17 protein-coding genes are annotated in these 21,080 nt (G+C 40.2%); all 17 read left to right on the forward strand.

The window, feature by feature from the left end; translation table 11 throughout:
• Positions 1–10 precede the first annotated feature (10 nt).
• The 17 genes from flgL (at position 11) to fliF (ending at position 21,076) form a co-directional block, all read left to right on the forward strand.
• Positions 11–1,234, forward strand: coding sequence for a flagellar hook-associated protein FlgL (flgL, locus tag ACNKW3_RS13960; protein WP_427399922.1), 1,224 nt, complete (start codon positions 11–13; stop codon positions 1,232–1,234).
• Positions 1,235–1,515: 281 nt separating this feature from the next.
• Complete coding sequence (locus ACNKW3_RS13965) at positions 1,516–2,337, forward strand: flagellin (RefSeq protein WP_427399923.1); 822 nt, start codon at positions 1,516–1,518, stop codon at positions 2,335–2,337.
• 590 nt (positions 2,338–2,927) lie between these two features.
• Positions 2,928–3,758, forward strand: coding sequence for a flagellin (locus ACNKW3_RS13970; RefSeq protein WP_427399924.1), 831 nt, complete (start codon positions 2,928–2,930; stop codon positions 3,756–3,758).
• Between the two features lie 688 nt (positions 3,759–4,446).
• Positions 4,447–5,283 carry a flagellin gene (locus tag ACNKW3_RS13975; protein WP_427399925.1) on the forward strand — a complete coding sequence of 279 codons (837 nt, stop codon included), beginning with the start codon at positions 4,447–4,449 and terminating at the stop codon, positions 5,281–5,283.
• 86 nt (positions 5,284–5,369) lie between these two features.
• Entirely contained in the window at positions 5,370–5,870 is a 501-nt protein-coding gene (locus ACNKW3_RS13980) for a flagellar protein FlaG (protein WP_427399926.1), read from the forward strand.
• A 14-nt stretch (positions 5,871–5,884) separates the two neighbouring features.
• Complete coding sequence (fliD, locus tag ACNKW3_RS13985) at positions 5,885–7,351, forward strand: flagellar filament capping protein FliD (protein WP_427399927.1); 1,467 nt, start codon at positions 5,885–5,887, stop codon at positions 7,349–7,351.
• Entirely contained in the window at positions 7,341–7,751 is a 411-nt protein-coding gene (fliS, locus tag ACNKW3_RS13990; protein WP_427399928.1) for a flagellar export chaperone FliS, read from the forward strand. The genes fliD and fliS overlap by 11 nt, the downstream gene beginning before the upstream one ends.
• 2 nt (positions 7,752–7,753) lie before the next feature.
• Complete coding sequence (locus ACNKW3_RS13995; RefSeq protein ID WP_427399929.1) at positions 7,754–8,122, forward strand: hypothetical protein; 369 nt, start codon at positions 7,754–7,756, stop codon at positions 8,120–8,122.
• Positions 8,091–11,615 (forward strand): 6-hydroxymethylpterin diphosphokinase MptE-like protein, encoded by a 3,525-nt coding sequence (locus ACNKW3_RS14000; RefSeq protein WP_427399930.1) that lies wholly within the window; start codon positions 8,091–8,093, stop codon positions 11,613–11,615. The genes ACNKW3_RS13995 and ACNKW3_RS14000 overlap by 32 nt, the downstream gene beginning before the upstream one ends.
• Positions 11,608–12,606 (forward strand): UDP-N-acetylglucosamine 4,6-dehydratase (inverting), encoded by a 999-nt coding sequence (gene pseB / locus ACNKW3_RS14005; RefSeq protein ID WP_427399931.1) that lies wholly within the window; start codon positions 11,608–11,610, stop codon positions 12,604–12,606. The genes ACNKW3_RS14000 and pseB overlap by 8 nt, the downstream gene beginning before the upstream one ends.
• Entirely contained in the window at positions 12,603–13,778 is a 1,176-nt protein-coding gene (gene pseC, locus ACNKW3_RS14010; RefSeq protein ID WP_427399932.1) for a UDP-4-amino-4,6-dideoxy-N-acetyl-beta-L-altrosamine transaminase, read from the forward strand. The genes pseB and pseC overlap by 4 nt, the downstream gene beginning before the upstream one ends.
• On the forward strand, positions 13,775–14,458 hold the full coding sequence (gene pseF / locus ACNKW3_RS14015; protein ID WP_427399933.1) for a pseudaminic acid cytidylyltransferase: 684 nt from the start codon (positions 13,775–13,777) through the stop codon (positions 14,456–14,458). The genes pseC and pseF overlap by 4 nt, the downstream gene beginning before the upstream one ends.
• 240 nt (positions 14,459–14,698) lie before the next feature.
• Positions 14,699–16,165, forward strand: a complete 1,467-nt coding sequence (locus ACNKW3_RS14020; RefSeq protein ID WP_427399934.1) for a sigma-54 dependent transcriptional regulator — start codon at positions 14,699–14,701, stop codon at positions 16,163–16,165.
• Positions 16,166–16,289: 124 nt separating this feature from the next.
• On the forward strand, positions 16,290–17,459 hold the full coding sequence (locus tag ACNKW3_RS14025; RefSeq protein ID WP_427399935.1) for a sensor histidine kinase: 1,170 nt from the start codon (positions 16,290–16,292) through the stop codon (positions 17,457–17,459).
• Positions 17,446–18,804, forward strand: a complete 1,359-nt coding sequence (locus ACNKW3_RS14030) for a sigma-54-dependent transcriptional regulator (protein ID WP_427399936.1) — start codon at positions 17,446–17,448, stop codon at positions 18,802–18,804. The genes ACNKW3_RS14025 and ACNKW3_RS14030 overlap by 14 nt, the downstream gene beginning before the upstream one ends.
• Positions 18,805–19,034: 230 nt before the next feature.
• On the forward strand, positions 19,035–19,361 hold the full coding sequence (fliE, locus tag ACNKW3_RS14035) for a flagellar hook-basal body complex protein FliE (RefSeq protein WP_427399937.1): 327 nt from the start codon (positions 19,035–19,037) through the stop codon (positions 19,359–19,361).
• Positions 19,362–19,375: 14 nt separating this feature from the next.
• Positions 19,376–21,076, forward strand: a complete 1,701-nt coding sequence (gene fliF, locus ACNKW3_RS14040; RefSeq protein ID WP_427399938.1) for a flagellar basal-body MS-ring/collar protein FliF — start codon at positions 19,376–19,378, stop codon at positions 21,074–21,076.
• Positions 21,077–21,080 lie beyond the last annotated feature (4 nt).

The following is a 21,080-nucleotide window of genomic DNA, read 5'->3' on the forward strand; positions in this document are numbered from 1 at the left end:
GGGTAGAGACATGAGAATTACAACGAATCTAATTTACGATCAAAATTTACGGGCTATCAATAACAGTCAGGGACAACTTTCGGATATACAAACTCAACTGGCTAGCGGCAAGCGAATTTTACGACCATCCGATGATCCTGTGGGATCCGTGCAAGTTATTCGAATAACCGAAGAAATCGATAAAATTGAGCAATATAAGCGCAATATCGATTTAGCAGTAAACAACCTAGAGTTGCAAGATACGACATTGCAAAGCATGAATACTATTGTAAATCGTGCGCGAGTATTAACCGTTCAATCGGGTAATGGCATAGTATCAACGGAAGATAGAAAGGCTATTGCTGCTGAAATATCGCAAATTAGAAATCAAGTTATAGACTTGATGAATTCACAAAACGCTGCGGGTGAATATATTTTTGCAGGGTATCAATCGAGCAAGCAAGCGTTTGAATTTGATCCAGCGGATGCTAGTAATCCCATTCGTTTTGTTGGGGATGATGGAACTAATGCTATTCAACTATCTGATAGTGTGTCAATTCAAACTACTACATCAGGTAAAACCTTATTCGAAGATGTAAGAGCAAGATTGGACATAAATGTTACCGGCTCTGCTGGGTTAACATTTAACAGTTATCAGATGCAAAGTCAGGATGATTTTGATTTATTTCATACCGCCAATTTTGACGCAGGCGTGCCGGCCAATAATGCGTTTCAACTTGAAATTTTACCCGGCAACCAAGTGCAAATAACAAACTTGGGGACTGGCGCTGTAGTGGATACCAGAAGTTATCAAACCAATGAGCCTGTGGTTATTGCTGGAATGGAGTTTGACATTCAAGGTGTGCCTGGGGATACCTTGAACTTTGATCTAGCGCGTCCAGAAAAAACCAACCTTGCAGAAACACTTCATAAATTTTCAGTAGCGCTGAACAATAACACTATCACTGATGGAGAGTTTCAACGTGCCATTAGTGATGCTTTAGTGGGATTAGACAATGGGTTGAACAAAATGGCCCGTGAAAATTCTTCTGTTGGTGCCAGATTAAACATTGCTGAATCTGTGCGAGGCTCTTTATTAGATGCTGGTGTTGCAAATGAAAGAGCTAGAGGTGCAATTCAGGACGTGGATTATGCCAAAGCATCTTCGGATTTTGCAAAACAAGAAACAGCTCTTGATGCAGCGTTTGCCTCTTTTCCGCGCATTGCAAACCTCTCTTTATTCAACTATCTATAATTTTTTTCTCCTAAAAAAATGACCTCAGTCGGTTTCACTGAGGCATAATTTCTAGCTCCAGTCAGTGTTCAATATTTAAGGGCGGCAATTTTTTGCCGCTTTTTTGTATTTTTTTTTAAATTTTGTTTAAAGGGTTTTTCTCCCTTGTCGATAACCTTAAACGAGAGAGCCAGTACATACACTTTTTAGTTTTTAGGAAGTGATGTTCTACAATTTGAAAAAAATCACCGGAGTTCGTCCGGCTGCCAGCAAGCGCTGGACTGAGAGTGTAGGAGAGACTTATGTCACTTTATGTTAATACAAACGTGTCGGCATTAAATGCCCAGCGTCAGCTTTTCAATTCACAAAATTCATTAAACACGTCTTTTGAACGTTTATCTTCAGGTATGCGTATCAACCGAGCTGCAGATGATGCTGCCGGTCTACAAATTTCTGATCGTATGACGTCTCAAATTAATGGTTTAAATCAAGCAGTAAGAAACGCGAACGACGCAATTTCTCTTACGCAAACTGCTGAAGGTGCTCTAGGTGAAACTACTAATTCACTTCAACGTATCCGTCAGCTAGCGATTCAATCTCAAAACGGTATTAACACCGCAGACGATAGAAGAGCTTTGCAAGATGAAGTTACAGCGCTACTTACTGAAATCTCACGTGTTGGTACTGATACTCAGTTTAACGACACTAACATTCTAGACGGCGCTTACGGTGCTAGCTTCCTAGTGGGTTCTAACGTTAACCAAAAAATTGACGTAGACTTAACAGCTCAAGCTTTCACAGCGACTGGTCTTGCAGTTAACGCGGTTGATATTAGTACTTCTGCTGGCGCTTCAGCAGCTATGGCTTCTATCGATGCGGCATTATCTACCGTTGGAGCTACCCGTTCTGAACTAGGTGCATTAACTAACCGTTTCCAATCTACTATTCGTAACCTTTCGAATGTAACTGAAAACGTGTCAGCAGCACGTTCTAGAATTCAAGACACTGATTTCGCAGCCGAAACAGCGAACTTGACTAGAAACCAAATCATTCAGCAGGCTAGTACATCTATACTATCTCAGGCTAATCAGCGTCCACAGGCCGCTCTTCAGCTATTAGGATAAGCCTAAACTGACCCTACTGTTTGGGGAATGAAGCCAGGAGGTAGTTACCAGCTTTGACTAGCCAAACAGCAGAGAGAAAAGGCCACTCTCTTTAATTAAAACGGCAGTCGGCCAGGCATTAAGCCTGGCCTCACAAACTTTTTTTAAAAACTTTGGCATTTTTGCTAAAGGTTTTTGCGTGTCTGTTCGATAACTAAATTAACCAAGCTGATACAACAAAAACAATACAGCAATTGGTCACTATCTTTCATTATAGTTTGAAGATTTTAAAGTGGTGGAAAACCGCTAACGGTCAAGTCATGCCTAATGAAAAGTAGAAAAATTGACAGGTGCAAACCGAATGCCGAACTGCTGACTGACAGGAATGATGCCAGGAGGTAGTGAGAGGTATGAGGTCTGGAACATCATACCCGCCTGTCAGCAATGAGCTTTCGCTCTGTTACAGCATATATGCTTCGCTATCTAGTGATGATAACGAACGAATCAGTCCGTGATTCACTGATATTAAAGCAGATTATATGCCAGGAATGCTAGTTTTTTGCTCAATTTTTTATAAAAGAGCAAGTATTGGAAATCGTTAGGAGTAAATTATGTCACTTTTTGTAAATACTAATGTGAGTTCTTTAAGCGCTAGACGCTTTATGAATGAAACAACTACCAATTTAGGTACAGCGTTCGAAAGATTATCTTCAGGTTTGCGTATCAACAGCGCCAAAGATGATGCCGCCGGCCTACAAATTTCTAACCGTATGACGTCTCAAATTATGGGGCTTGATCAGGCGGTTCGCAACGCAAACGATGGAATTTCATTATCGCAAACCATTGAAGGCGCCTTGCAAGAAACCACAAACGCATTACAACGAATTCGCGTACTAGCGATTCAGAGCCAAAACGGCATTAATGCAGTTGAAGACAGATTTGCTTTGCAAAAAGAAGTATCCGCATTAAAGCTTGAAATTTCAAGAATTGCGTCGACTACACAATTTGCAGGGGTAGATGTACTAGATGGCACTTTCTCTTCTAAATTTTTAGTCGGTGCTAACGTTGGTCAAACTATCAGCGTGAATGTAAGTCGCCCAGGTGGATTTGGCTATTTAGGACTCTTTGGTGCTCTAAACTTATCCGTGTCTACGCCTTTAGCAGCAAGCGCTGCCATGACAGCGGTTGATACCGCCATTGATGTCGTTGACAATAAACGAGCTGATTTGGGGGCGATACAAAACCGTTTCCAATCCACCATCAGAAACTTATCTAATATTAGTGAAAATGTGAGTGCTGCGAGATCTCGAATAAGAGATACGGATTTTGCTGCCGAGACTTCAAACCTCACAAGACTACAAATTATTCAACAAGCCAGCACTTCGATTTTAAGTCAGGCGAATCAAAGACCTCAAGCAGCATTAAGTCTGTTGCAAGGATAGGAAATCAAGCTTTATCCGATTTCCAAGCGAAACTAGTAGTATTTTATAGGCTTGAGAGGCCCTCTCTGCGCCAAGGAAGGTGCGTATATAGAGGATTTTGCAAGAATAAAATGCCGACTAACAAGACTGAGAGTGTAGGTTTTGGTTGAGAGGCCAGTATACGTTCTACAATCCTGCCAGTCGACGAAACAGTTTGCTCCAACTCCTAACGTGAGCAATTTGGCTGAGCCGCCCCTTGGCTCAGCCCTTTTTTCATTTAAGCACAGTTCACAATAAATTTAGCAATATTTCTTAATTTGCCAAGTTTTTGTTGTTATAAATATCTAAGCATTTCCTGTGCCAAAAAACTTCATTTAAGCTAACCATTATTCTCAATACTTCATTTGATTCCATCTGTATAGGTTCCTCGTTACCCCTGAAATCACGTTTAAATAACTTTTTTGGCGGATATAAAGTTTAATAAAAACAATGATATATAAATAATTTTAAAAAATTATTATTTTTTTCTAAAGTTTCTTTAGTTAGGGCCGATACCTTTAGCTGAGGGGTGATATAAGTTTTTTTCACCAAATATGAGGTCTGAACCTTGGGCCTAGTGAACCCGAGGTAAAGTTAAACGAAAGAAAAGTAGTCAGGAATCCGTCGTATGTCGATGGCTCTCTCAATTTCTGGCTTATGGAGGTAGTAAATGTCTTTATTTGTAAACACAAATACAGCTGCGCTGAATGCGCAACGTCAATTATTTGATTCTAGTAATTCTTTAAACAAATCATACGAGCGTTTATCGTCTGGATATCGCATTAATAGTGCTGCTGATGACGCAGCAGGTTTGCAAGTATCGACAAGACTTACCTCGCAAATTAATGGATTAAACGAAGCAGTTCGCAATGCTAATGATGGCATTTCTTTGACCCAAGTTGCAGAAGGTGCTTTGGGCGAAACAACTAATGCGTTACAACGTATTCGACAATTGGCTGTACAATCGCAAAATGGTATAAATTCAGCGGCAGACCGTAATGCACTTAATAAAGAAGTATCATCTCTATTACTAGAAATTTCGCGTATTGCGACAACCACTGAATTTAATGGTCAAAATATTTTTAATGGTTCCTTTAACGCGAGCTTTTTGGTGGGGGCAAATGCGGGGCAAACAGTTGCCGTTGATCTGCGAGCTGCTGCCATCCCAACTGCCGGTTTTAGTGCCACAGGATTAGGTATAAATGGTGTTTCTATTGCTACATCTGCAGCGGCTGCAACGGCATTAACTACTATTGATAACGCACTATCTGCGGTAGGAACTATTCGAGCAGGTCTTGGTGCGTCAGAAAACCGTTTTCAATCTAGTATCCGAAATATTGCAAACGTAAGTGAGAATTTGTCAGCCGCCCGTTCGCGTATTCAAGATACTGACTTTGCAACAGAAACTGCAAATCTAACTCGAAATCAGATCCTTCAGCAGGCATCCTTATCCGTCTTGTCGCAGGCTAACCAGCGACCGCAAGTAGCATTATCGTTATTAGGTTAATAGATATTGCGTTAAACAGTTGCGTTGAACGGGCGGTTCACCATGCAGTATCGGTGCAACCGCTCCTCTTTTAAAAGGAGTGTATTATGGATTCCATAAACACAAGAATTGGTCAGTCGGTAGCGCGAGAAGCTGCTACTACTATCAATGAAAAAACCTTTACTAATGCTAACCTAATCGGGTTTCAAACCGGAGCAAGCGCTTTTTCTGGTGGTGAAAACGCTGCCGTTTTTCAACAAGTAAGATTTGTCGATAAAGCTGTAGCCGACTTACCAAGTAAAGCTCTAGAGGAAAAAAAGCTAAAGGAAAATTTAGCTAATGCCGATAAAGAGAAGAGAGAGGAAAAAGTCAATATTTCTGAGGCAATCGGAGATATTAGTGAATTTTTGCGAGCACGCGGCACTGAACTTGCATTTTCAATTGACAATGGCACATCACGTCAAGTGGTGACCGTTATGGACAAGCAAACAGGTGACGTGATACGGCAAATACCTTCCGAGGAAGTGTTAGATTTTGCCGCAAGAATTCAAGAGCTTGCCGCTAATCCTGACAATTCGTCAGGTGTTTTAGTTGATGGGCGGGCATAATATGAGGTGAAACTATGTCGATTCAATCTTTGGGTGTAGGTTCTGGGCTAGATCTAGAATCTTTGGTACAACAGTTGTTACAAGCAGAACGTTTGCCTAAACAACAAAGATTTAATCAACAAGAGCGCGCCTTAGATAGTGAGATATCTGCTATAGGGCAAGTAAAGTCTAAATTGTCTGAATTTGAAGATGCAGTTAAGGCATTACAAGATATCAATAATCTATCAGGGCGCACCCCTGATATTGAAAACCCTTCTGAAGGCAATGAACCTTTTACGGCAACGCCTTCAAATTCAGCCGTTCCAGGCAGTTACCAAATTGCAGTGTCACAACTTGCTCGTGGTAGTCGAATTGAAACTGCATCAGCTTTAGATGGCGGTTATAATAGTTCTGACGAGGTTATACTAAGCTCTGGCACTGCTGACCTTACGTTCAAAATTGGCGACAGTGGCGAAGAATTTACAATCACTGTTGCTGCCGGTACAACTTTATCCCAACTACGTGATCAAATTAATGACGACGAGAATAATTTCGGCGTTAATGTAAACGTGGTGAATACCAATACCGCGGATGGCGGCACACGATTGGTATTTACTTCAGATGTCACTGGCGTCGGGAACGACCTTCGAATTATCAACAAAGATAACAATGCTGAATTAAATAAACTGAGTACCACGGACTCAACAGAAACAGCTACTTATCTAACCCCTAAGCTTTATGCACAAAATGCAATTGCCACTATCGACGGCATTGAAGTGCAAAGTGATACCAATGCATTTGAAGATGCTTTAGAAAACATTCGATTTGATGTTCGAGAGTTATCTGACTTAGATACTAATGGCGACCCTATCGCTTCTACATTAAAAGTTGGGTTTGATGTTGAAGGGTTAAAAGAAAATATAGAAACCTTTGTCGAAAAGTATAACGAGCTCTACGATGAACTAGACAGATTAAGTAGCTATGGTCTAACTGAAGATGATAGTGACGGCCCTTTAGCGGGGGATTCTACCGTTCGTGGTATTTTATCTGGTCTTAGTAATATTCTTGGAAGCGCAGTGGCAGATTCAGAGTTAGGTGGATTATTTTCACTTGGTATTGAATTGAATATCGACGGACGTTTGGAAATCGGTTCTACAGACTTTGGATTAGGTACAGGTTCCGAGCGTTTAGAAAGAGCACTAAATGATAATTTTGACGATATCGCGGTGCTGTTTAATTCAGAAAACGGCATTGCGAGCCGTCTAAATACGTTTACCAAAGAATATACTCAATCATCTGGCATTTTGTCCGATAGAGAAAGTAGTATCAAATCTCAACAAGATCGTATTGCAGATGATATTGAGCGTTTTGAACGCAGAATGGATAGTTACGAGCAAACCTTGCGCGCTCGTTACCTGAGTCTGGATACGACTGTTGCACAATTACAAAATACAGGAAATGCGCTATTCGCTGCGTTAGGAGGATTACAAAATGTCAATTAGAGCAATTAATGCTTACCAAAAAGATAGTTTAAAGCAAAGAATTGCTTCTGCTGATCCCCATCAGTTAACCTTAATGTTAATGCAAGGGGCGCTTGATCGTTTAGCTTATGCTAAAGGAGCTCATGATCGTAATGACATTAAAGCCAGAGCAGAATTTGTTGCCAAAGCAACGGCGATTTTTATTAATCTGCGCGATACATTAGATACTAATATTGGTGGAGAATTTGCAGAAAACCTAGCCAGTTTATACGATTATATGATCGAAAAACTTATTGATATTAAAGCAGAAAATGCAATATCGACGTTAGATGAATTACTGCAACTCTTTACCCCAATCAAAGAAGCATGGCAGCAAATTTCTGAGAATGACAAACAACAAGCTTATGCTCAGCGAGCTTAGCCATGACATTTGATATTGCTCTGCTAAATCACGAGCAGGTGCCGCCAGAATTGTCGCTTGTAAACCGAGCTTTGCAAGCGAATCTGGAAAATGACATACAAGATATAGACGAAATTTCAAAACTTACCCAAGAAAGGGCAATTTTGGTCGAAAACTTGCTAACTAGCTTGCAAGAACAACCAAAAACGCCAAATTTCGACGTAAAAGCCTTTATACAAGCTGAACTGTCAATAAACCAACAGTTATTAAAATTTGTTGATGACCTTAAAAAAGGGGTACAACAAGAAATTCTAGGTTTAAGCAAAGGTAAAAAAGCGATCGGCCATTACACGGGTAAGCATGCTAAATTACATAAGACAACATCTCCATGAAAATGAGACTGTCCAAGCTGAAATAGAACAACAAAAATCCCTCTTTATTCAACAAAGATTTGCGGCCAATTTAGCCGCATTTGAACAATATCTGCCTAATATTGGTAATTTTTTAAAACACTTCGTGCCTCAAACTACAAGTGTATTTACTAATGCTAACGGTGAACTCAATGTTGTAAACTTTTCCACAGGCAAAGTGCTATATCCATTTCATGTTGATACTGAAATTCAAAATCAAACCAAACATTGGCCATTATCCTCGGTGCTTGTGGATATTGACCCTTCCTCTGAGAGGATTTTTCCCAGTGTAAAACTAGTAGGCCAAGACAACATTTTTCAACAAACTTGTGCGTATACTGAGCAGTTAGAAATGTATGCAAAAACTGCCGACACCCTAGTTGTTTTGGGCTTGGGTAAAGGGCTACATTTGCTCGACCTGTACCAAAAATTACGTCCTAAGTATTTTATTATATATGAAGAAAATCCGCATTTTATTCATACATCAGCGTTAGCCTTTGATTGGGCTGCTTTTCTAGAATTACTTGCTAAAGATGGTACGGCACTGTTTTTTCAAACTCAGTCCTCGGGACAGACGTTAACCCAAGATTTAGTTGAATTGGCGAATCATACACAAGCTAATAAAGCGGTTGTTTTTCAGCATTTGCATAATGCTACTTCTGACGAAATTCTGCGCTCATTGCGAAATCCAGAGATGAAAGATAATTCCCGTGACGCCTATTTGAGTGAGCCGGGCGTTTGGCGTTCTGCAATTAATATACAAGACTGGGAAGTACTGGAAACACCGCCTGAAAAATTGACCAACAACCTTTCGTCATTGGAATATTATTTCAATGATATTTATCAGGTTTTTAAAAACTATAAATCTCAGTATTGGATGCCAATAGTACATAAAACTTCAGGTCAAATAAGTCTGTTTAATGCAATTCACCTGTGTGCCTATACTCCTAACCCAGAACAAGACGCCGTAGCCAGTACAGAGCAATTTGCCAATTATCCGAATAAAGAGTCACTGGTGATGGGGTATGCAGGGAATAAGCTTACTCACTTTGCGTTTAACCAATTTTACACTCAAATTGGCGCTGTTATTTCCGGTCAAACAGAGCAACGAGCCGCTTTGCCCCCATCAATTGGAGTACTAATCGCCTTCGGATTGGGCAATGGCTATGTAGCGGAAGCACTTTATAATTTGCGCGAAAATGAACACTTTTTTATTAATGAGCCAAACCCAGACTTTTTTTACTGGTCATTGCTGGTGTCAGATTGGCAACAAATTTTTAAACATAAAGATCAAGGTGACGGGCACGTATATTTAAACATTGGTGAACTAGGCGCCAGTTTGATATCTGAATACAGTTATCAACTCGCATTAATAGGCAATCATCAGGTCGCGCAATCCTTTATTTTTCAGGGCTATGCAGCCCAGAATATCGACCTTAAACTCACCGAGTTGCGTAATACCTTTACCAGCTTGTTTGGTATTTCTGATAATTTTGATCATTCATTCTATGGCATTCAACATTTTTTGCATTCAGTTGAAACTTCAGTGCCATACATGACAAAAGATGTAACAGGATTAAGTAAAAAACTTCGTCAACAGCCTGTCTTTATAGTGGGCAATGGTCCATCACTGGACTACAGTATTGAACAAATCAAAGCTTGCCAAGATACAGCTATTATCATTAGTTGCGGCACTGCAATAAAATCCTTATACACTCATGGTATCTGCCCAGATTTTCATGCAGAAATTGAGCTCTATAGGGCAAATTATGACTGGATTACACAAATTGATGATGCTGACTATTTAAAGCAAATTACGCTGATTAGTGTGGATGGCATTCACCCGGATAATACTCAGTTGTTCAAAGATGTTCTTTTAGCATTAAAAAATGGCGAAGCCTCTTCCTCAGTGGTTAAATTTTTACGCCCCGAGAATGACTTTGTTTCTCTTAGCGCGGCTTATCCAACGGTATCTAATTTTGTTTTAAGCTTTTTTGCTCACGCAGGTTTTACAGATATTTATCTTTTTGGCGTCGATTTAGGTTTTAAAGACCCTAATGCCCACCACAGTAAAAACTCAGCGTACTATCAGCAGGGGAAGGATGTATATAAAGTTTCCGGCCAAGGTAAAGACTTACTGCAAGTGCCAGGTAATTTTAGTCAATCTGTATTTACTAAGTTTGAATTTAAAATGTCCAAGACCATGTTAGAACAAGTGCTTGGAGATTTTTCCCTAGATTGTTATAACACCTCCGATGGCGCAAAAGTGCAAGGCAGTTATCCTCTTCCTATTGAAGATATTTTTGTATTGGCCACACCTGAAGAAAAAGTCAAATCCTTAGAGGCATTTAGAGCCTGTTTTACGCCAATTGAAGCTTCATTTAAACAGGATTTTGAAAGCGTTTTTGCTACTGAAGATTTAGTCGCCTTATTGCAAGAACTTGCTGAAAGAACGCCAAAAAACCTGCAGGCAGTTGAGGAAATTGAAGCCTTATTAAGCGCCTATCAAACCAAATCTATATTAGAGAGCTTCAACACTATGTATTTTAATGTGTTATTTAGCTCGACGGTCAGTTGCTTCATGGCTGCTTTAATAAAGGTAAAGACCTTACCTGAAGAAAGTGCCATCGCAAACGCTAATCAGATTTTAACAGCATGGCATCAATTTTTAATTAAGGTTATCAGCCTGCTTAAACTTCCATCCCCGGTTTGGGATATTAGTGTTGCCTTTGCTGAATTAAGAGAAAAAAAATATCTACAAGCACCCAAATTGCCTTTGTTAAGTTTTGAACCTAAGCTTACCCAGTTAATAAAACAGGATTGCGGACAGATTCAACTACTAGAAAGAGATGATACTAAGGATCTTGATAAATGTGCTCTGTACTTAGATAGTCAGGCGCAGTTTACTGAGTTTAAAGTAGCCTATAAACATTGGGATAAAAGTGATTGTTTGTTCGTGACCTCAAACATTGAGATTGCCAAGGAAGTTGCAAAAGCGAGCAATACAATAAGTGTGATGCTGGTGGATTATGCTAACTGGTTAGCTTGTGAAAACTTGATTTCAGATTTTAACCAAGGTCAAATAAGTCTACCCTTAATCCAAGATCTAACACATAATCTGCAAGCTAGATTCGAGCAACGTCATGAATTTGGCGTTTTTGTGCAAAAACCTAGATTTAAACTAAATCAGTTTTTTCAGATTTCCTTATCAGACCCTCAGCACCCAGCCAATCATAAATCAGTCGTTTCCTTGCTCGAACTTCTGCAACAGCAGTCTCAAGTGTTTGCTTTTAAACATTATATCGCAATTCCAAAGCAAAAAATTCAAAGCGGCACAATTCTTGATAAGTTTGGTAGTAGAGGTATATGGCTCAATCGTCCCATCTTTGCAACAGATGTATTGGACTACGGCTATTTCGCAACTAATATTAATCAAATTGAGCAATGTTTAGAGGAGTTTGCCAAAGGTGTTTGATAACAAAAGTATTTTAATAACTGGCGGAACTGGGTCTTTTGGCAAACGTTTTATCACCCATATTTTGGCCCATTATCAACCTGCACGTCTCATCGTATTTTCCAGAGACGAGTTAAAACAGTTTGAAATGCAGCAGCAATTCGATCATCCCTGCATGCGTTATTTTTTGGGCGATGTGAGAGATCGAGAAAGATTGCTCACGGCCACCAAGGGCGTGGATTTTGTTGTGCATGCCGCAGCGCTAAAACAAGTGCCGGCCGCTGAGTACAACCCAAATGAATGCATTAAAACCAATATTAATGGCGCGCAAAACGTAATAGACGCTTGTATTGCTAATCAAATTTCCAAAGTAATCGCACTATCCACTGATAAAGCCGCTAACCCAGTAAACTTATATGGCGCAACTAAATTAGCCTCGGATAAATTGTTTGTGGCTGCAAATAACATCGCAGGGGCTAGTGGCACTAGATTTGCGGTTGTACGATATGGCAATGTTGTGGGGTCAAGAGGATCTGTTGTGCCCTTTTTTAGAGAACTCTTGGCTAAAGGTACTGAAGTTTTACCTGTCACCCATGAAGAAATGACACGTTTTTGGATCACCTTGGATGAAGGCGTTTCTTTTGTAATTAAGAACTTTGCCCGTATGCAAGGAGGGGAGATCTTTGTGCCCAAGATTCCATCCATTAATATTGTCGATCTGGTGGAAGCCATGAGTGGCCACCGAGATTTTAAATTGGTAGGTATTCGTCCGGGCGAAAAATTACATGAAGTCATGGTGCCTGAAGAGATGGCCCATCATTCGATAGAATTTAGCGATCACTTTGTCATAACGCCAGCCATTAAGTTTTTTGATAATTCGGTAGACTATTTTCAAAATAAGCTATTAGAGAGAGGAACCCAGGTTTCTGATAAATTCGAATATCATTCAGGTACCAATCCACACTTTTTAACTGTAGAAGAACTCGTTGAGTTAGATAAAAATACCTTATGATCCCTTATGGAAAGCACAAAATAGACCCGCAAGACATAGCCACAGTGGTGGATGTGTTAGAGAACCAGTTTATTACTCAAGGCAAAATGGTTCCAGCTTTCGAGGAAGCCCTGTGCCAATACACAGGCGCTGAACATTGTATTGCGGTGAATTCAGGTACATCAGGCTTACATGTGGCATGTTTAAGTTTAGGTATAGGCCAAGGGGATTTGGTATGGACTTCACCAAACTCTTTTGCAGCATCAGCCAATTGTGCTCGCTATTGTGGTGCTGATGTAGATTTTGTGGACATAGATCCCGACACTCGCAATATATCTCTGCAAAAGTTAAAGCTAAAGCTCGAACGAGCAGCAAATACCCAAACTTTACCCAAAGCCATAGTGGTAGTGCATTTTGCAGGCATGAGTAATGATATGCAGCAGCTTCATGCCTTATGTCAAAAATATGCAGTTGCTATTATCGAAGATGCAGCACATGCATTGGGAGCCACTTATCTTGATTCAAAGGTGGGTAGCTGTGCTTATTCTGATTTTTGTGTATTAAGTTTCCATCCAGTGAAAACAATTACCACAGCAGAAGGTGGCGCTGTATTAACCAATAACGCTGAATTAGCTAAGCAAGCCACGCTATTTGCCAAGCATGGCATTACCCGAAATCCTGATTGGATGCAGCCTCATTCAGAAGGGAGTTGGTTCTATCAGCAATTGGAGTTGGGATACAATTTTAGACTCAGTGATATTCATGCGGCTTTGGGCATCAGTCAATTAAAACGAATCGATAGTTTTGTTAGCGCTCGGGTTAAAGTGGCAAAAAACTATGCGAAGTTGTTGGGCGACTTACCCATTAAATTGCCTAACATGGAACAAGCTGATAGTTCGGCTTGGCATTTATACAGCATACAAGTTGCACATGAGCATAGATTACCGCTGTATAATTATTTACTAGCGAATGGAATAGGGGTAAATGTACATTATATTCCCATCCATTATCACCCTTATTATCAAGCACTTGGATTTTTTAAAGGTGATTTTCCCGTAGCCGAAAATTATTATCACGGGGCAATTAGTTTACCCATCTTTGTTGATTTAACTGACGACCAACAACAAAAGGTCTCAAGTTTGATTTCGGACTTTTTTGTCAACCAGTCTCAAACAGATGATCAAGCTTCATGAGCTATTGTATAATTCCAGCGCGCGGTGGAAGTAAGCGTATCCCTCGTAAAAATATAAAGTCATTTCTTGGCAAACCTTTAATAAGTTACTCGATTAATGCAGCGCTGAGCAGTCAATCAATTGAAAAAATTATAGTGACCACAGATGATGAAGAAATTGCTGAGGTAGCTTTGGCTAATGGTGCTGATCAGATTATTTGGCGAAATGCCCAATTAAGCGATGACTTCGCCACCACCGCGGATGTTATTCAAGATGCTATTAAGCAATGCGCGTTAACAGATGATAGTTTGGTTTGTTGTCTCTATGCTACTGCTCCCTTAGTGGATAACAAAAATATTGATCTTGCCCAAAAAATCGTTGCGTCTGACCGCCATATACATTACAGCTTTTGTGCGACTGCTTTTGAATTTCCAGTGCAAAGAGGTTTTGTAGTAGAAGCGGAAGGTCTCGAGATGCTATTCCCTGAGTTCATGCAAACAAGATCTCAAGATTTACCTGAGGTTTACCATGATGCTGGTCAGTTTTATTGGGCAAGGGCGAGAACATGGTTGAACGCCAGCCCAATTTTTAGTAACCACTCTCATCCCATCATAATTCCCAGTTATTTGGTCCAAGACATCGATACCCAAGATGATTGGCAACAAGCTGAATTTAAATATCAATATTATATTCAGCGTTAGTTACAAATATCTTTGCCCTAATCTTTGGAGTTTGGAATAAAAAACTAGCAAAGGAATAATTTTCTCGCTATTAAATTGCCAATTTTATTCAAAAATTCCACTGAATCGTTTAAAAAATGCACATTTGTGACCTATAATCCCGTTATTGACGCCATTTATAGATAAAATTGTGTGTTTTTAAACGGTTGATTTGATAGTATCCAATTAATTCTGAGTGACTAAAAAAGAAATAATATTGCCATGAGTGAGATTTTAATAGTTAGTGACAACCAAGATCGTATTGATACCTTATCTATCATATTAACGTTTTTGGGTGAAAACAGCAGCGCAACTAACTATCAAGATTGTATCAATAAAATCAGTAGTAAAGATGTTTTAAGCGCTATTTTAATTGATGGAGAAATGCCTGAATTGGCGGAAGATATTATTCAACAATTCCCTGACCGCCCATTTATCAATATAGGCTTTCAACTCAGTGGTGATAAAGAATTTAAAAATTTAATTGGTTCTTTATTTGAGCCCATTACCTACCCAAGTTTTACTGAGCTATTGCGAAAAAGTGAAGACTATTTCACTGCAAACCGTCCTATTTCAACACTAGTGTCGGGCAAAACTAAACTGTTCAGATCCTTAGTAGGGAACAGTCGTGGTATTACAGAAGTTCGTGATTTGATTGAGCAAGTAGCGCCAGTAGAAGCAAATGTACTAGTGCTTGGTGAATCAGGTACTGGTAAAGAAGTTATTGCACGAAATATTCACTATATGTCAAAACGCCGCAAAGGCCCTTTTGTTCCGGTGAACTGTGGGGCTATTCCAGGTGAATTGCTTGAAAGTGAGCTTTTTGGTCATGAAAAAGGTGCTTTCACAGGGGCGATTAGCGCCCGTAAAGGTCGTTTTGAATTGGCCGAAGGCGGCACCTTATTTCTCGATGAAATAGGGGACATGCCCTTGCAAATGCAAGTCAAATTATTGCGAGTGTTGCAAGAGCGAATATTTGAGCGCGTAGGCGGAAATAAAACCATGCAATGTGATGTTCGCATTGTGGCGGCAACTCACCGTAATCTAGAATCTATGATTGCAGAAGGCAAATTTAGGGAAGATTTATTTTATCGTTTAAATGTGTTTCCTATTGAATCGCCAGCCTTACGTGAGCGTGCGCAAGATATTCCGCTTTTATTACAAGAGTTAGCATCGCGTTTAGAAGGTGCTCGCCAAGCCAGTGTGAAATTCACTCAAAACGCCATGAAGTCTCTGATGTTGCATGATTGGCCAGGAAACGTAAGGGAATTGTCTAACTTGGTGGAGCGTTTGTCTATTTTACATCCAAGCAAAGTGATAGATACTCAACACTTGCCTCACAAATATCAATATGACGAAGAAGGCAATTCTCAAGAGCATGCTGTGCCTAACGATGCTAATGAACGTGATGCAATTAACGCTATGTTCAGATATGCAGAGAATAATCCACTGTCTTCTGATTCCGATATCAGTCAACCTATGGCAACAGACACTGAACTTCCTTCAGATGGCGTAAATTTGAAAGAGTATTTGTCTGATTTAGAAATTAGTCTAATTAAACAAGCGCTGGATAAACAGGATTGGGTTGTTGCTAGAGCTGCAGATCAACTTGGGATGCGAAGAACCACGCTAGTTGAAAAAATGCGCAAATATGATATCAACCGTCAAAAAGAACCCGACAACGGTTAATCTTAAGACGGCTATTTGACGCTTCATAAATATTTATTGTGTAACTAGCTGAAAATTAAGAATAATTATCATTGGCATAATGAATGCATTAGTCTATTCAACAAAAGAATAGGTAGTGTTTTTTATGTCGTTAAGCGTCACAAAATCTAGAGTCACCGAAAACCAAGAGACAAGAGCAAGCTTAAGTCTTGGTGAGCAAATGCCACCAAATGTAAGCCATCTAACGTCTAATCATCAGTTAAAACTGAGTAAAGATCAAAACAGACTATCTCACTTGCTTTCAGTTATGCCAGCAGGTGTTCTTGTGATTGATCATAAAGGTAAGGTTTCGTTAGCGAATAATCAGGCAAAGCTGCTATTAGAAGAGCCATTGATTGGTAAACTGTGGCGTGAAGTGATTCAACGTGCATTTGCTCCGAAAGCCGATGATGGGCATGAAGTGAGCATGCGAAACGGCAAAAGGGTTAAAATAGACATATCGCCTTTGACTGAAGAAAAAGGTCAATTAGTGGTGATTACTGACTTGACTGAAACCCGTGCGTTACAAAATAGAGTCAGTCATATGCAACGACTTTCTTCGTTAGGAAAGATGGTTGCTTCATTAGCACATCAAGTGAGAACCCCATTAAGCGCAGCGCTTTTGTATGCTGAAAACTTAAAAAGCATTTGTGACAATGATGCGTTAGCCGAGAGATTTTCCGATAAATTGCTTTCTCGTTTGCATGATTTAGAGTCCCAAGTAAATGACATGTTGTTGTTTGCCAAAAGTGGCGATAATCAAATAGCAAAACCTATGACATCAAAAGATGTTGAAACCAGTGCCTGTGCACAAGTTGAAGCACAGTTTGTGGCGGCTAATGTGAGCTTTAATCAACAAAACTTGTCTGAATCTTCATTCATTCTTGCCAATGCCAGTGCATTAGATGGCGCCTTGGGTAACCTTCTACACAATGCGCTTCATGCGGTTTCAGAAGTAGACAACCCTCAAGTCTGTTTATGCATTCAGCAAGCAACTGTGAATGCGCTGCCTCATATTGAATTTAAGGTTACCGATAATGGCAAAGGCTTAGGTAACTGTGAGGCACAAAAATTATTCGAACCCTTTTTTACCACCAAGTCGCAAGGTACTGGTCTGGGATTGGCGGTAGTAAACACAGTAGCAAAAGCCCATAAAGGTTTTGTTAATTGTGGCAACAATGAATCCGGCGGCGCTTGGTTTAGCATCTACATTCCTATGTATGATGCAAACAAAACTGAACAAACTTTAGGAGAAGCAGAACGTGAGCAAAACTAAGATTTTAATTGTAGAAGATGATCATGGTCTGAGAGAAGCTTTAGTCGACACTCTTTTGTTGGGAGGCTATCAGGTTACACCGGTAGATAGTGCTGAATCTGCCATGGTGAAGCTTTCAGAAGCAGAGTTTGATTTGGTAGTAAGTGATATTCAAATGCAAGGCATGGACGGTCTTTCGTTATTGCGTAGCGTAAAGAACAAATATCCTAAATTGCCTATGGTGCTAATGACTGCTTATGCAAACATTAATGATGCTATTCAAGCAATGCGAGATGGCGCAACTGATTATTTATCCAAGCCTTTTGCACCTCAGGTACTATTAAACCTTATCGGACGCTATGCGCCTGCGCAGCGAGTAGAATCAAAAGACCCTATCGTTGGTGACGAAAGTAGCCAAGTGTTACTTAATTTAGCCCGCAAAGTCGCAAAGTCAGACGCTACCGTTATGGTGCTCGGACCAAGTGGTAGTGGTAAAGAAGTCTTATCACGTTATATCCATGATCAATCGCCAAGAAACGAAGCGCCATTTGTTGCCATTAACTGCGCAGCTATTCCTGAAAACATGTTAGAAGCCACCTTATTTGGATATGAAAAAGGTGCTTTTACTGGAGCAATTCAAGCCTGTCCTGGTAAATTTGAACAAGCCCAAGACGGCACCATTTTACTTGATGAAATTACTGAGATGGATTTATCTCTGCAAGCAAAATTACTGCGTGTACTTCAAGAAAGAGAAGTGGAGCGACTCGGTGGACGCAAAACTATTGGATTAAATGTAAGAGTAATCGCAACAAGTAACAGAGATCTAAAAGAAGCGGTGAACCAAGGTAAATTTAGAGAAGACCTTTATTATCGCTTAAATGTATTCCCGATCACTTGGTTACCTTTGAGTCAACGCCCCGGCGATATTATGCCGCTGGCTGAACATCTCATAGCTCGCCATGCAGCCCAAGCAGGTCAATCTTTGCCAAAACTTACTGCGAGTGCGGTACACAAGTTACTTAATCACAGTTGGCCAGGCAATGTTCGCGAATTAGAAAACGTTATTCAACGAGCGTTAATATTGGCTGAAAATGGTCAAATTGATGCCAGTGATTTGTTAATTGAAATGACCCAACCAATTTCTGGTCAGACAAGAATTCAAGTTGCTAATGAAAGTCAAGTTTCTGACGATAACAAATTATTAGGTTCAGAATTAAAATTTCAGGAACATCAAATTATCTTGGATGCACTGCAGCAATGCCATGGTAAACGAAAAGATGTTGCTGAAAAGCTTGGTATTAGTCCTCGTACACTAAGATACAAGTTAGCCAAAATGCGAGAGTCTGGTATCGAGCTGCCGTGCTAGATACTTTAACCTCTCCCAAGGTTTATGTGTAAGCAGTAGACAATGGATGTCGATTCCCTACTTCCGCCCAATCTCGTTGGGCGGTTTTTTTTGCCAAACTTAACTTCACTGCAACTCATTGCATACCAAATGACAAAAATTGCCGCTTTTTGTAAAAGCATGGCATTACATTTGCACTAGTCATTTTTAGAACAACATAGATTCAAAAAAATGACAGGTGGAGCTTTCTGATGGAAATAAATGCCAGTTCTTTATATCAGGAAATGCAATCAATGGTGGCAGAGATTTCATCTCAATCAACGCCACTTCAAAGGGTAGAAACAAATCCTTCTAAAGCTGAGTTTTCAGATATGCTAAATCAAGCGTTAGATGGCGTAAATGGTCTACAACATACTTCAAGAGATTTGCAACGCAGATTTGAAATGGGTGACCCGGATTTATCACTTGTTGATGTCATGGTTGCCAAGGAAAAGTCTGGAATCGCATTTGAAGCAACAATTCAGGTCAGAAATAAGGTGCTAGAAGCTTATAAGACCATTATGAATATGCCAGTGTAGTAAGGAACTAAAAAGTGGCTGAATCAACTAGTACTGAACTTGCAATTACCGATGATGTAGGCGATAACGATTCTCAACAAGAAGCGCCGCGTAATTTGGTTTTAGATACCTTAAGCAATACTGAAACTATTCGACAAATTACCATGGTAGTCACCTTGGTTATTTGTGTGGCTATTGCGTTCTTCATTTTTCTTTGGTCAAAAGAACCCACCTACAGACCTATGGCACACATGCCGCCAGAAGAAATGATAGAAACTCTGGACTACTTAGATCAAAGTCAAATTGATTACAAAATTGATGGAAACACGATTTTAGTCAATGAGTCGCAATTTAAGGATGTTCGTTTAGGTATGGCAAGGGCAGGGATCCAGACGTCAAATGATGAAGGCAGCAACATCATCATGCAAGACATGGGATTTGGTGTCAGTCAACGATTAGAACTTGAACGACTTAAACATGCCAGAGAACAGCAAATTGCGCGAACTATCGAAGATATCAATGCAGTCGCCAAAGCCAGAGTTTTATTAGCCTTACCCAAAGAAAACGTGTTTGCAAGACATTCTAAACCAGCCACAGCCACCGTTGTTGTGACTGCAAGAAGAGGGTCGATTCTTAAGGGTGAAGAAGTCGATGCAATCGTTGATATTGTCGCTTCTGCAGTGCAAAGCATGGAACCTTCAAATGTTACAGTTACTGACAATAACGGGCGCTTACTAAATTCAGGTTCACAAGACTCTGTTAGTGCTCGAGCTCGTAAAGAATATGAATTAGAAAAGAAACGGGAAGACGAATACTTACAAAAAATTGACTCTATTTTGATTCCTGTTTTAGGCCTGGGTAACTATACTGCGCAAGTTGATGTGAGCATGGATTTTACCAAAGTTGAGCAAACTCAACGTAGCTACAACCCAGATCTGCCTGCAGTACGCAGCGAAAGTATTTCCGAAACTAACAGTGTGGGTAATGTTATTGCGGGTATTCCAGGTGCTTTGACCAACCAGCCTCCTTTAGATTCTGATATTCCTGAAGAAGCCGTCGGCAACGGTAACTCTACGCCAGTGCCAGGTAATAGCAGTAAAGACCAAACCCGTAATTATGAACTTGATACTACCATTAGCCACACTTCTCAACAAACAGGTGTAATAAGACGCCTAAGTGTGTCTGTTGCAGTTGATCACATGACAACTGTAAACGCAGAAGGTGAAGCGCAATCACAGCCTATGTCTCAACAAGAATTATTGAACATTCGTCGTTTGCTACAAGGTGGTATTGGTTTTGACGTGACCAGAGGTGATTCGCTAGAAGTAGTGAGCATTCCGTTTAATCGTTTAGACATAGGTGAAGTAGCGGAAAAACCTTTCTGGGAACAAGAGTTCTTTATGCCTATGCTGAAATTGGTAATGGGTGCATTGGTCATCATAGTACTGATTATGGCGGTTATTCGACCCATGCTTAAGAAGCTTATCTTCCCTGACGCAGAAGTGGCAGAGAGCGAAGGTGAAACCAGTCTTGAGCTTGACCTTGGGGATGAAACTATTGATATGCTAAGTGATGATTTTGATGAAAGTCAGGTTGGTTTTGCCGCTGATGGGTCATTAAGATTACCGAATCTACATAAAGATGAAGATGTATTAAAAGCAGTGCGTGCGTTGGTGGCAAATGAGCCTGAATTGTCAGCTCAAGTCGTGCGCGGTTGGTTGTTAGAAGACGAATAGGTGA

The organism is Glaciecola sp. 1036 (assembly GCF_050306235.1).
Classification (GTDB): domain Bacteria; phylum Pseudomonadota; class Gammaproteobacteria; order Enterobacterales; family Alteromonadaceae; genus Glaciecola.

Bases quoted from the DNA above. Each gene is read 5' to 3' on its own strand.
- flgL (WP_427399922.1), top strand. From the start codon at position 11: ATGAGAATTACAACGAATCTAATTTACGATCAAAATTTACGGGCTATC.
- ACNKW3_RS13965 (WP_427399923.1), top strand. From the start codon at position 1,516: ATGTCACTTTATGTTAATACAAACGTGTCGGCATTAAATGCCCAGCGT.
- ACNKW3_RS13970 (WP_427399924.1), top strand. From the start codon at position 2,928: ATGTCACTTTTTGTAAATACTAATGTGAGTTCTTTAAGCGCTAGACGC.
- ACNKW3_RS13975 (WP_427399925.1), top strand. From the start codon at position 4,447: ATGTCTTTATTTGTAAACACAAATACAGCTGCGCTGAATGCGCAACGT.
- ACNKW3_RS13980 (WP_427399926.1), top strand. From the start codon at position 5,370: ATGGATTCCATAAACACAAGAATTGGTCAGTCGGTAGCGCGAGAAGCT.
- fliD (WP_427399927.1), top strand. From the start codon at position 5,885: ATGTCGATTCAATCTTTGGGTGTAGGTTCTGGGCTAGATCTAGAATCT.
- fliS (WP_427399928.1), top strand. From the start codon at position 7,341: ATGTCAATTAGAGCAATTAATGCTTACCAAAAAGATAGTTTAAAGCAA.
- ACNKW3_RS13995 (WP_427399929.1), top strand. From the start codon at position 7,754: ATGACATTTGATATTGCTCTGCTAAATCACGAGCAGGTGCCGCCAGAA.
- ACNKW3_RS14000 (WP_427399930.1), top strand. From the start codon at position 8,091: ATGCTAAATTACATAAGACAACATCTCCATGAAAATGAGACTGTCCAA.
- pseC (WP_427399932.1), top strand. From the start codon at position 12,603: ATGATCCCTTATGGAAAGCACAAAATAGACCCGCAAGACATAGCCACA.
- pseF (WP_427399933.1), top strand. From the start codon at position 13,775: ATGAGCTATTGTATAATTCCAGCGCGCGGTGGAAGTAAGCGTATCCCT.
- ACNKW3_RS14020 (WP_427399934.1), top strand. From the start codon at position 14,699: ATGAGTGAGATTTTAATAGTTAGTGACAACCAAGATCGTATTGATACC.
- ACNKW3_RS14025 (WP_427399935.1), top strand. From the start codon at position 16,290: ATGTCGTTAAGCGTCACAAAATCTAGAGTCACCGAAAACCAAGAGACA.
- fliE (WP_427399937.1), top strand. From the start codon at position 19,035: ATGGAAATAAATGCCAGTTCTTTATATCAGGAAATGCAATCAATGGTG.